Origin of the sequence: Bacillus cereus group sp. MG9, assembly GCF_040459995.1 — a bacterium.
Lineage (GTDB): Bacteria > Bacillota > Bacilli > Bacillales > Bacillaceae_G > Bacillus_A > Bacillus_A mycoides.
In genome coordinates, this window is the sequence record NZ_JARVHC010000001.1 from 3,619,131 (window position 1) to 3,632,656 (window position 13,526).

A 13,526-nucleotide genomic window follows, 5' to 3' on the forward strand; every position below is an offset into this window, starting at 1 on the left:
TCAAATAATTTTTTTCATAAATCGATATACTATTAAACTACGCATTAAAATTCGAAAATCCAAATCAAATGCATATTCTGGATGGGGTTCTTCTTTAATCTTAGAAATCGCAGTTCTAATAACCCCTATATCCAAGAATTCTGAAATTATAGGATCCTTACTAAGCTGCTCAAGCTCTTCAATAAATTCACTCCATTGATGAGCCATACGGTAAACACCATCAGAACCTTGAACACCCCGAGTGCGCTGGTTCAATCTTACTTCATCAGGCAAGAAATTTTTCGTTGCTCTTCGAATTAGTGCCCGATCTAAACCATTTTGAACGTATTGCTCTTCTGGAACAGCTAAACAAAATTGAACAACCCGTAAATCATTCGTTGGATCGCGATCCCATAAAGAATAACGCAATGATAATTTGGATCCGTATGCACCAGTTATGCTCCAATAATATAACTGTTCAAATTGCCTTTTTTTTATTTCATATACATCTGTTATAGAGGTTCCTGTTATATCAACATCATGCTCTAGAAGTTTATCGAACACATTCATTCTATTTGCAAATTCTGGATTAATAAACCTCGGGAAAACAATTTGATTTTTTGATGAAGATATTCGATTCAAAAACGGAAATGCCTTTTTTTTCACTACTGAAAATACTCGTGATTTCTTTACACCAATATTTCTACTATACGAATATAGTTCTTGCAAAAATCGACGTAAATTCATCTTTTTCAAAAGCATAGCTTGATAGTCCACAGCCGGGCCCCATGACACCGTCCAGTTGCCTCTCTGTCCGTTTAAGAGTACTCCAATTCCTTGTAACCGTGCCTCCTCATAGATTCCCCTAAGCCAAAAAGTATTCTCGAAGAATTTATACGGCATCTCTAGAATTTCAAGCCACTCATCTATTTCTGATAGAGGACTTCTTCCTTCAAAATCCAAATAATGCTCCTTAATATTTCCTACATGCTGTACAGTCGATTGAATAAAAGGTCTTTCATCAGCTACTCTACTTCTATGCGTCCAATCTACAAAACCCTTTACTGGCACATAACTATATGTATGTAGACGTTTATTTGCTGCTCTTAAATCCCGTGCAGCAAAGCTAGCTACAGAACCAGAATCAAGTCCTCCACTCAAATGAGCCCCTACTTGATGATGAGTACGTAAACGTGATCTTATCGCATTTTGATACACTTCTAAAAACGCTTCTTCATACTCTTCGTTTGATTTGAGTTGAAGCCTTTCTCCAGCGATTGGTGTATTGTATCTCGATAACTTCACTTTCCCATTTCTCACAATAACAGAATGGGAAGGTGGGATTTGCTCAATAGTTTTATATACCGTTGAAGAAGCATCTATCGATTCAAAATTCACCGGGATGGCTAAAAATTCAGCAAGCCACTGCTCATTCAATTTTTTCTCAACATATGGTAGAGTAAATAACGGGTTTATATTAGTGCAAAAAGCAAACTTTTCCTCACCACGATAAAAATAAAGGGTTCGGCTTCCCGAAAAATCTCTGGCTCCAAAAAGGGTTTGTTTTTTCTCATCCCAAATCATAAAGGCAAAATCGCCTACCAAATATTTTGGAGCCGCTTCCCCCCATTTCTGATAAGAGAGTAAAATCAACTCACTATCTGTCATGTTTTTTCTATCTGCATAATCCACTTGTAATTTTTCAAATAACTCATTACGATTATCAATAATAGCATCTGCTGTAATTGCCAGTTGCTTTTCGTAATTATAAAAGGGTAGTTGTTCACCAACTGATTCTGGTGTAATCCACTGTGCGTGACATCCCAGAAAGGCATTTTCTTTATGCCATATTTGAATATCATCAGCAGGGTACTTTTGTAAGTCACTCATTAACTGTGTGCCATGCTGAATCGATATAGTTTCTTCATTAAAATGAATAATACCTGTTATAGCACTCATTTTCCCCACCCCATATACAACAAGTTACCGCAAAGGTTCTTTTTTTATTTAACGCAACTTTTCTCCCTTGATTTAATTCTTTTTAAAGAACAAAAATATACATTTCAACTCCCAATCAACCACACATCCTAATCCACTTATAAACTTAGGTATAGATACATCTAAATTATCATTATATTACTTTCACGTCAATACAATAATGGAAATATACACCAAATTAACAACGTTAACATTCATTATAATGAACATTAATCCACTTGTTTCTCTGTGAATTATTCCCTGTTATATAATATTTATAATAGCCTGAATAACTCTCCGTTGATCCTCATCCATCATATTAGAACCCGAAGGAAGACAAATCCCCTTTTCAAATAATCTTTTAGATACATCATTATCTTTCTGATGAGAATAATACTTACTTTCTTTAAAAAGTGGCTGCATATGTAGTGGCTTCCAAGTAGGACGTGCTTCAATATTCTCTTCTGCTAAGGTTTTCAATAATTTTTCAATAGAGATACCAGATTCCTTTTCATCAATCATCATAGTTGTAAGCCAACGATTCGAGCGAGTATTTTCTAATTCCGGCATAAAACAAAATCCAGGTATGTGAGATAATTCTTCATAATACCGATTAAATATACACCTTCTAGTCCTCACTCTATCTTCTAACACTTCTAATTGCCCTCTCCCAACACCAGCTAATATATTACTCATTCTATAATTGTAACCTATCTCACTATGTTCATAATGTAGTGCTGGATCCTTTGCTTGCGTCGCTAAAAATTTTGCTTTCACTAATGCTTCCGCATCATCTGATATAAGCATTCCACCACCTGAAGTTGTAATGATTTTATTTCCATTAAATGAATAAACCCCAAACCTCCCGAAAGTACCGCTCGCTTTTCCTTTATATGTAGAACCTAGAGATTCTGCTGCATCCTCGATTATAGGAACATCATATTGATTACAAAGCGAAAGAATTTCATCTAACTTCGCACTCTGACCATATAAATGAACAAGAATGACAGCTTTCGGTAATTTCCCTGCTTTATTAGCATCATATAATGCAAGCGCTAGCGCTTGCGGTGACATATTCCATGTTTCTGGTTCCGAGTCAATAAACACCGGTTCAGCTCCCAAATAAACAATCGGATTCGCACTCGCTACAAAAGTAAAACTTGAACAAAACACTGTATCTCCCTTTTTAACATCTAATAGTCTCAAAGCCAAATGAATAGCAGCCGTACCTGAACTAACTGCAGCCCCACCTTTCACTCCTACAAAAGATGCAAGTTCTCTTTCGAATTCATCTACATTTGGACCAAGAGGGGCAATCCAGTTTGAGTCAAAGGCATTTTGAATATATTTTTGTTCATTTCCACTCATGTGTGGTGCAGAAAGATATATTTTCTCCTTACTTTTTATCACGATTCTTCATCCCCCTCTTAATTTACTACATTAATAACTTTTGCAGGAATGCCAACAGCAGTACAATTAGATGGAAAATCATTTATTACAACAGAGCCCGCTCCAACAATAGACCAATTCCCAATTTTAACACCTGGAATTATAGTAGCTGATGCTCCTATATGTGCCCCCTCTTCTATTGTGATAGAACCTGTAAGTGTAGCATGTGGTGAAATGTGAACAAAATCATCAATTATATTATCATGTTCTATTATTGAGCCCGTATTTATTATCGTATGGTTACCAATGATAGTATCAGCATTAACAACCACATTCGGCATAATTACCGTTCCGTTCCCTATATGCGCATGAGGACTTATAATTGCTGTTTTATGAATTACTGTAGCATATATGCCGATCGGTTGATTTAATATTCCGAAAATTTTCTTTCTCATTTTGTTATTCCCTATAGCAATAACAAGCTTTATATCATTAAAATTGTTGATAATTTCCCGTGCATCTTCAATTCCCCCAAAATAAAGGTTATCAATAATAGTTATACCTGTATATAGATCATCTAAATAACCGACTATCTCGTATCCTTCATTTGATAAGATGATATCCTTCACAACCTTACTATGACCACCACACCCAATTATCAAAATTTTCATTTCCCCTCCCCCTTTATCTCTATGTTCTCTCCAGTAAATCGCCCCATTGTTACATGCCCAACATGATTTATCCCTTCTGTTTTAAATACTTTTGTTATTGTAAGTACAATTATTTTCAAATCTAATAAAAAAGAACGCTTCTCTACATACCATACATCTAATTCAAACTTTTCTTCCCAAGTAATCGAATTCCTCCCATTTATTTGTGCCCATCCCGTAATTCCTGGTTTTACATCATGCCTTCTAGCCTGTTTACTAGAATATAAAGGTATGTATTCCATCAATAATGGGCGTGGACCTACTAAACTTAAATCACCTCTTACAACATTTATAAGCTGCGGTAACTCATCTAAACTATATTTTCTAAGGATTTCCCCAAAAGTAGTCAGCCTATCTTGATCTGAAAGTAATTCCCCATTACTATCCCTCTTATCCAACATAGTTCGAAACTTATAAAGATTAAACGGTTGTCCATGTAGTCCCGGGCGCTGTTGTTTAAATAATACAGGGGACCCTAATTTCAGCCTAACTAAGATTGCTACTACAAGAATAGGAAGCAAACATACAAATAATAACAATAAAGAAATACATACATCAAAAATTCTTTTCATGTACTATCCTCCTTACTTATTTACGTTTAATACCCCTAACACGAAGGACCATTTAAAACTTTATATGCAATTAAACAAAACAAGAGGCAACTAAAGTTAGTTGCCTCTTGTTTTGTTTAATTACGTCATCTATCATTACTTCTATCTCATCAAATAGTTTAAACATAGCTAGCCTAAGTGAATATTTCCATGCGCTATCACTACTTACTTGCAAAGGATCTGTTGCTCCATTAGTCCCTATAACTTTACACGTACGGATCAAAGACGCCATTAATATAATTATCCTTTTTTATATGTTCATCCCTTAACTTTATAACTACTGTGTCCACAATATTATCTTTAAAAATCAAAGTGATTGAGGATGAAATCTGAATTGCATTCAAGCCTATCATACTTTTATTTGACCTAAATATATTATTTTCTATTAACATAAACTCACTCGTAAATGTTTCATTCCAAAAATTAATTATACTGTCTGTCGATTCCGAATTAAGGTATTCAAATGCATTATTATTAAATTCTATTCTTCCCCCAATGTCCCATAAAAAAAATGCTGAGCCCCATCTTCCCCCTCTAAAATTACTATTTTTCACTTTTAGCATCGCTATCCGTTGAGAGGACTCAACAGTAAACAGATTATAAGCATCCCAACTAAATGAACATCCATTAAATTCATATTCTGCTTGAGGAGTGTTTGTAACAAATGATATTGTACCACTGTTCTCAAATTTACATCCCGTATATACTCCTGGTGGTAAATTCATAATGATTCCTTGCGGGTGTTTCGTATCTATAAAAGAAATATTATTTAATCTCCATCCATTTTTCATACCAGGTGATACGCCTGTCAAACTTGTACCCTCTACAGCCCCTCCTTTAATAACACAATCTGATATAGTTTGCGGTTCTGCTGAGAAACCAATTATTGCACCCAATTGTGAAAAAGTATGAAATAAATCTCGATCACTAAAAAATTCACATTGGTTGACTTGAATACAATATGCTTTATCTCTTCCCATTAACAATGCGCTATTATGGAAAGTACAGTTACCAATAAGCGCTTCTTTATCTCCTTGATCTATCGTGACTCGAGTAGCATACATTTGATTATTCGTAAAAGTTACTTCTCCGCTTAAAACACAACTTACTTCCCTTAAGTGATTATTGCTTATAATCACTTTCTCTACATTTTCGCCTACTACTAATGAATTATTAGCTAATTTATTTTGAATGATATTAATATATCTACCACCGACTACAACAACGTTATATCCCTGATTATCATATATGTTATTACGCTCAATGTTTATATATTGATTTAATCGATATCCATCTTCAATATCTATTGCTCCCTGAGGTGCTGTACCTTTCATTTTGTAAATTTCACAATCTCTAATATAAATTTGTTTCGCTCCAGATACGCTTACCCCAAGCCTTCTACAATCATGTATTTTACATTTCTCAATAAATACATTTTTAGAGAATTCCGGAATTCTAACAGTTATTTTACAACCGTTTTCTGTAGGTACTGTACCTTGGTGAAGAACTATTTTCGCATAATCTGCTTCTTCCGGAACACTCACTTCTTCAAAAAACTTTACTCTCTTAGCAGCCGTTACAAAAGTATTATCAGCCCTATAAAATAACACATCATATAATTCTGTGTATATTTCTGAACCAGTTCCACCATAGCCATCTCCATACAAACCGAAATATCCCCATTTTATAATGCTACTATGATGTAAATCTATTTTTAAATTCGATCTAATTTTATTATCATCTACTATTAGGGCACCATTGACATCACTAATCCCACCCACTTCAAATGTACCAGCAAAATCATATTCTCCAATTTGTCCCCATGTACTTTCCATTGCTATACCATCGCCAGTACAATTTAAAATTTCCATATTATCTATTGAAATATAATTCATATTACTCCCCTCAGCAGGAGTCGTATTTCCAACTTCAATTCCATACCCCCATTCATGAGTATGAGGAATCGTTGTATAATCATGTGTATTTTTATCCCCTTCAATCCTTCCATTTGTAACTCGAGAAAATTTTTGATTTCTTTGATATCGTACGATTGCATATTTAACTAATCCATTACTTCTTATTTTTAAAGTTGATCCACCTAAATTTAAAGTCATAAAGCTTTGTGGCTCAATTGGTGTATTTTCATCAATTAAATATGTCCCCAGGGGTAAAACAACTTCTATAAATCCTTGTTGGGATGCCCATAATAATGCATTATTAATCCCTTTAGAAGTATTATCAGCGTCCGTTCCATCATTTTTAACATTCCATCTCTCTAACTCAAGAAAATATGTGCCTGAAACCACATTAGCAGATTCTGTTTCTCCAACCAGTGATTTTCTGGACTTAAAACCTCCAAATGTATTGCTTTTAAGTTTACTTACTAACCTCTCAAATGTATTCTCTGTTGATACTTTTACATTCCCTTTTTTCGTTCCAATAAATAACTCACTAGTATCTATACAAAAACAAAATTCTCCCTCATTTAACACAGGAAGATTACTTTTCAAAACACATGTAACCTGAAATTTTGCCATGATTTATATATAACCTCCAACTAAGATGCAAGCTGAATTTCACCAGAAAATTCAAACTTATATCAGTAGATTGGGATAAATATTTTATATTCTGCTTACATACGTATCCCTTTAATAGAATACTATGCATTATATAAATACTATGTTAGGGCTAATGATTCATGTTTTCTAATTAAAATCAGGTTTCATTTCATACTAACCGGTTTCAACAATATTATACTTCCTTATTAATTCAAATCAGTATATTGTTCATACTTTTTTATACCTAAATAACGTTTTGTTTCTTTTTAATTTTTAAAAACATCATACTAAAGATATTCCTTATATATTGAAATTCTGTGCTTTTATAAAAAATTAAAACGTATATTATATTTGGTACTAATAAGCAAATCACACCTTTTCCGACTAACGAAATAAAGGTACTACCTTCTATAAAATAATTACATATACTTGTAGTAATGAAGCCTGTTACGACAGTTAAAAATATATAAAATATATATGTTATAAAATACTTCCAAACTGATTTCTTAAAAAGATTTTTATATACAATATAAGGCTGAATCCACAGTACGGTAGTAATTGTACTAATCGCCGTTCCTATGAATATGCCTACCAATCCAAACATTTTAGCTAATAGAATAGATAAACTTAAATTGATTATCGCTTCAACTAACGGAATGTACTTATCTTGTACAAATAATCCCGCTTTATTTTTAAAAATAGATATCGCCGTCCGCATCCCTGTTAAATAAAAATTTATTAGTATCACTACAAAAACTATGTTATTTAATAAATACTTCTTATCAAGCCACCACCCTATAAATGGCTCTAACAGATTAAATAAAAATATGGTACAAAAAGAAAAGATCCAAAAATTCACTAGATAAGTCACTTTAAATATGGAATAATTTTTGTCATTATTCTCAGTTGCAATTAAATTCCCTACACTTGCTTCAATACCATTTAATATAGGATTTACTAAGGCGGATAATTGATTTATTATCATTATATAGTTCGAATATATCCCGACCGTAGCAAGACCTAAAAAAGAAGAAATCAATATATTATCCGTGCCAAATACAATATATCCTCCGATATTATGCAAAAACATCGCCTTTACATTTATAATTAAATTTTCTTTCGTATCTTTATCTATAGAATACTTCTTTTTTGTGTTTATATAAGGATAGTTCTTATTCACGATCCTACCGTTTACCACATTTTGAACTGTATATATGCTCAATTCTATAATTAAATACAATATATAATTTTGCGTATAAAGAAGTATGAATATTTTGAACACGGTAGTTAGCACTTGGAATACGAGATCCATTCTAGCTAATATATATCCCCTTTGATCCGCATTTATTAAAGACCTCTTATGAGCATTTAAATATGTGACTACATTTTTTGCTACAAATATTGAATAAATTATCGCGACATTTGATATAGACTCCCCATCTTTCATTAAATAGCTTAAAAACGGATATATCATAGCACTTATCGCTAGAATAATTATTGCCAAAATCTGATAGATTTTTTTATATAATTGAACAAGTGCTATAACTTTATGCTGATTATTTTCTGCCAAAGGTTTGTACAAATTGTATACTATACTTGCTCCTATACCAGCCTCAATTAACGCTAACATGGATAAAACATTAATTAATAAACCATCTATTCCCAAATACTCTATTCCTAAACTATCTAAAAAAACTTTCCTCGATATAAATCCCAGAATAACAATAACTATTTGAGAAAATATACTTATTGATATGTTCTTGATTGAATGCATCGTTCGCATGATTAATCCCCTTCATCAACTATATATCTTCGAAAAATTCAAAAATAATCAAATTATATTATCCTGGCAATAATTTCACTCTCATACTTTAAGTCACTAATTGCATTCACATTAGTTCCATTATCTACTTCACCAATATACTTATTTTTTATAGGCTGTTTTTCTGTTACTTTCTTCAAAAACCATTCATATTCTACATCGATATGACCAATATCTAAAGTTTGATATCCATAAGAAGATAAATCATACGCTAATACCGTAGCTGTTGGACCTAGTGCAATTAATATTAATTTAGATTTTTTTTGGTTCTTTGCTATCTCTAAAATTTCTCTATACTTCGCAAAAGCATTTTTCGATGGGCATATTATCCTATCAATTGTTTTAACATTTTTAAAAAGATCGTTTCCTACCCCTAATCTACTTTGCACCCCTTCAATAACAATTACTTCTCTATCATCCCAAATATCTTTTATTTTATCAAAGCGAATTCCAGCCATACTCTTATCTTGATGGTCTATATATAACCTTGTAACTAATGCATCATAATATTCTTTATTCATACTTATACTCTTATAAATTCTGCTACGATTTAACTCTAAATATCTTTTCCAATATACTCTTGATTTTTCAGTGCACCAATTTAAATCTTTAAAAATATTCGGAATACAAACTAAATGCCCCACCTTATTACTCTTAATAATTCCATCCAGTCTATCCTTTAATTCTTTTGAATACGGCTGAAAGATTAAACTTTCTCCATTTATAAGAGCGAATTCACCATCACCAAATCTACTTACTGAACAATTATTACCTATAATATAGTCAAGCGTTTCATCAAGAGTTTTCACTGTTGGAGGCTGCCTTTTCACTGTAATCATCCTGTTATATTGAATGGTTACCTTATTCTTCGTTCCAATATATAAATAATATAACTTTAACAATGACTTCTTCATACCTGTCCCCTTTTTGCAAAATTGTTTATTAAAAATTTATACAATAATGGATGCAGCTTAGTCGCAAACAATAAGAACTTTACACTTTTCCCATACTCTTTTAAACTCATCGTTTTATAAAAATAATTATTCAATATACCAATAACCTTATAATATTTAACCTTATGTTCATTAAACCTTCCGCTCATTGATATTAAATTTAAAACTACCATCGAACAATTTCCTAGTTTTAATATAACTAAGCTATATAACTCCTTATAATATCGCTCCATAAATTTACACATTTCATCATAAATTAAGACTGAGTCAATTTTAAGCTCTTTTACAGCCCGATCCATCATGCTATTATCACGCTTTATATAATGATATTTAGGTTCTCCTATGAAACATACTTTTTTACACTTATGAATAACTTTATACGTAAATGCTGTATCTTCATATGACATACCTACTGGAAATTTAATATCCTCCAATAAATTTCTTTTAAATAGTTTAGTCCAAACAACTTCATCATACAATTTCCCTTCTAACATCGTCTTCATTGCAGTATTTCTATCGTGAATAATAAATGGATGGTTACTTGAAGTTACAATTCTATTACTGTAATGGATTTGACTACTACAAATAGCTATATCACATCCTTGTTCAACACACATACCATATAATAATTCATACATATCTGGTTCTATCCAATCATCACTATCCACAAACCCTATATAATCTCCCTTTGCATTTTCTAATCCGGCATTTCTCGCAGAAGATAATCCACCGTTCTCTTTATGAATTACTTTAATCCGCATATCTTTATCTGCATATCTATCACATATTTCTCCGCAAGTATCAGGAGAACCGTCATCAACAAGTATTAATTCAAAATCTTCAAACGTTTGCACCAATATAGAATCAATACATTTATGAATGTATCGTTCAACCTTGTATACCGGTACTATAATACTAATTTTAGGATTCATAATTGACTCCCTTCATTTAAATTCATCCAAAAACTCTATCAATATTTTCTATATTATTTAATTCTTCCGTCAACAAATTCGTCGTTATTTTTTTACGTATTATCTTTTGATCTAAAAGATACTTAATTTTGTTATACAAATCTTCCTCATTCCATTCGACGATAAAACCATTATGCCCATTTTTTATTTGTTCATATGCTCCAGTAAAATTAGTTGTTACAATAGGTTTTTTTAAACATTTTGCCTCAGCTAAGGTGAGACAATATCCTTCATGTCTAGAAGTTTGAACATATATATCTGATTGATTTACATATGGATACGGATTTTTTGCTGATCCTAATAATAGAAAATCCTGTTTCAAATTATACTTACCTATTAACGTCTCATAATACGCTCTATTTTCCCCTTCCCCGATACAGTACCACCTTACATCGTATCCGTCTTTACGTAACATTGATAAAACTTTAATTGCAAGGTCTTGACCTTTTTCTTTTGAAAGTCTACCTACTGTTACTATCCTCATACCTTTATATCCATTATCAAATTCTATTTTTTCTTTTGCCATTTCGTTTATTAAATCCGGAAGTACAATATTAAAAAAGACACTTGTCTTACTTTTAACTATAGGAAACTTCTCTATTAAATGTTTTTTCGCTTCTTTAGAAACTACAAATATATTATCTAGCTCATCGTATAATTTTTCATATAATTTGGTATTAATTTGATGTTGAAAAACATCAAAATGTACCCAAGAAATCTTCTTTTCTGAAGTTACTTTATTTACTACATAATAATCAATTATGTCTGTAGGTCCTTGATATGCTATTGCAATATCATATTTATTCTTATTATGTGGAATGTCTTTAAAAATCTCTTTATAGAAAACATATCTATCCTTTAATTTTTTAGATACCACATAAGATAGTAAAAAATTTAAAGCCTTAATATATCTTTTATTTTTAAAGTACTCTTTAATCGTTTTCTTTGGTGGTTGCATAATTTTAGGTTTTATACTTTCAAACCAAGCTGCTTCTTCTATCTTTACCCAGCTTGGTAATTGTTTTAAAAATCCCCCTTTCTTCTCCAACATCAATACCGTAACGTCATATTTGTCTTTTGGTAAAACAGATAACAAAGAAAGTAGTGATTTTTCTACCCCACCTATATTCATACTACTTATCATAAATAGCACTCTCTTCATAACTATCTCCTTCTACCATCAAAATGTTTTATAGCAAAATAAAAAACATCCTCTCCAAGATGTTTTCGCACGCAATACAATTCATAACGACTAACGTTCCATATTCTTGAAATATTATAAAAAGAATAATAACAATCCCGTATGAAACAGGTTATACATTAGAATCTGCTATTCTATATAACTTTTCCAACTCATCCCTCGTATCTACCATTTCTTTTTCTATGTTTTTTCTCAGCTGTCCTTCCAACAGTTTATCACCTAATATTTGTACAATTGCATCATACATTTGCTGCTCGTCAAATTGAACTATTAATCCATTGTGGTTATGGTTTATTTGTTCACTCGCTCCTGTAAAATTTGTACTAATAATTGGATTGCTAAAGCATCTAGCTTCTGCGAGTGTTATGCAGTATCCCTCATAACGAGATGGTTGTACATATATATCACATTGCTTCATAAAAGGATATGGATTTGACATTTCCCCTAAAAATATATAGTCACTTTGAATACCGTAATTTTCTACGAGTTTTTCATATATTACTTTTTCCTTTCCATCTCCTATACAATACCACCTAACCTTATAGCCAGCTTCTTTAAGCTTAGCTAATACCGATATTGTTAAATCCTGTCCTTTTTCTACACTCAATCTACCAACAGTAAGAACCCTCACTCCATCAAAATCATCCAAAAATCCGATTCCTTCATTTGCCATCTTTACTATCATGTCAGGTGAAATAATGTTTAAAAAAGTTTCTGTCTTATTAATTAATTCTGGCATCGTTTGAGTAAGTTTTTCCCTTCCTAAATCAGAAACTACAAAAATATGCTGGAACTTTTTATATACTTTACTTATAAAGTATTTGTTAAAATATATCTTTTCAATATCGAAATGTATCCATTGAACCTTTCGTCTAGCTTCTATTTTATTTGCAACAAAATAACTTATAAAATCCATAGGTCCGGCATAAGCAACTGCAATATCATAGTTGTTGTTTATAACAGTGTAATTACGCAAACAATATCTAAAAATAACACTCCTTTCTTTCATAATTTTTGATACTAAATACCAAAAAGTTATTTGAACAGCTTTTATAACTTTTCCTTGTCTAATAAAACTGCTTATAACGACTCGTGGTGGTTTATTTAACACCTCTTTTATTTCCCCGTAATTTGTTAAATATTCTACATGTACCCCATCTGGGATAAACTCCAAAAAACCCCCTTTTTCTTCTAACATCAAAATTGTTATATCATACTTATCTTTTGGAATTTCTGCAACCATATTCAACAAAGCCTTCTCCGTACCGCCTATATTCATATTTATAACCATAAATATAATTTTCTTCTTCATATTTCCTCCGAATCACCTTATCCTACTATTTAATAGAATACAA

Annotated in this window: 11 protein-coding genes; all 11 read right to left on the minus strand. The window is 31.8% G+C overall.

The window, feature by feature from the left end; all coding sequences use genetic code 11:
• Positions 1 to 1,938 carry a lasso peptide isopeptide bond-forming cyclase gene (locus tag QCI77_RS18515; protein ID WP_353825335.1) on the minus strand — a complete coding sequence of 646 codons (1,938 nt, stop codon included), beginning with the start codon at positions 1,936 to 1,938 and terminating at the stop codon, positions 1 to 3.
• Positions 1,939 to 2,220: 282 nt separating this feature from the next.
• Positions 2,221 to 3,324: an aminotransferase class I/II-fold pyridoxal phosphate-dependent enzyme gene (locus tag QCI77_RS18520; RefSeq protein WP_353825787.1), complete on the minus strand. Its 1,104-nt coding sequence runs from the start codon at positions 3,322 to 3,324 to the stop codon at positions 2,221 to 2,223.
• A 59-nt stretch (positions 3,325 to 3,383) separates the two neighbouring features.
• The gene (locus QCI77_RS18525; protein WP_061689948.1) at positions 3,384 to 4,016 is read right to left on the minus strand and encodes an acetyltransferase; all 633 of its coding nucleotides are present in this window, start codon (positions 4,014 to 4,016) and stop codon (positions 3,384 to 3,386) included.
• Positions 4,013 to 4,627: a sugar transferase gene (locus QCI77_RS18530; RefSeq protein WP_088031101.1), complete on the minus strand. Its 615-nt coding sequence runs from the start codon at positions 4,625 to 4,627 to the stop codon at positions 4,013 to 4,015. The genes QCI77_RS18525 and QCI77_RS18530 overlap by 4 nt, the downstream gene beginning before the upstream one ends.
• A gap of 70 nt (positions 4,628 to 4,697) precedes the next feature.
• Entirely contained in the window at positions 4,698 to 4,898 is a 201-nt protein-coding gene (locus QCI77_RS18535; RefSeq protein ID WP_088031102.1) for a hypothetical protein, read from the minus strand.
• Positions 4,873 to 7,203, minus strand: a complete 2,331-nt coding sequence (locus QCI77_RS18540) for a right-handed parallel beta-helix repeat-containing protein (RefSeq protein WP_353825336.1) — start codon at positions 7,201 to 7,203, stop codon at positions 4,873 to 4,875. Before QCI77_RS18540 ends, QCI77_RS18535 begins: the two co-directional genes overlap by 26 nt.
• Positions 7,204 to 7,468: 265 nt before the next feature.
• Positions 7,469 to 9,007 (minus strand): lipopolysaccharide biosynthesis protein, encoded by a 1,539-nt coding sequence (locus QCI77_RS18545; RefSeq protein ID WP_088031104.1) that lies wholly within the window; start codon positions 9,005 to 9,007, stop codon positions 7,469 to 7,471.
• 53 nt (positions 9,008 to 9,060) lie between these two features.
• Positions 9,061 to 9,960, minus strand: a complete 900-nt coding sequence (locus tag QCI77_RS18550; RefSeq protein WP_353825337.1) for an SP_1767 family glycosyltransferase — start codon at positions 9,958 to 9,960, stop codon at positions 9,061 to 9,063.
• Positions 9,957 to 10,931: a glycosyltransferase family 2 protein gene (locus QCI77_RS18555; RefSeq protein WP_061689942.1), complete on the minus strand. Its 975-nt coding sequence runs from the start codon at positions 10,929 to 10,931 to the stop codon at positions 9,957 to 9,959. Before QCI77_RS18555 ends, QCI77_RS18550 begins: the two co-directional genes overlap by 4 nt.
• 22 nt (positions 10,932 to 10,953) lie before the next feature.
• On the minus strand, positions 10,954 to 12,132 hold the full coding sequence (locus tag QCI77_RS18560; protein WP_088031106.1) for a glycosyltransferase: 1,179 nt from the start codon (positions 12,130 to 12,132) through the stop codon (positions 10,954 to 10,956).
• A 151-nt stretch (positions 12,133 to 12,283) separates the two neighbouring features.
• A complete protein-coding gene (locus QCI77_RS18565) occupies positions 12,284 to 13,483 on the minus strand; it encodes a glycosyltransferase (RefSeq protein ID WP_353825338.1) in 1,200 nt (399 codons plus the stop codon).
• Positions 13,484 to 13,526 lie beyond the last annotated feature (43 nt).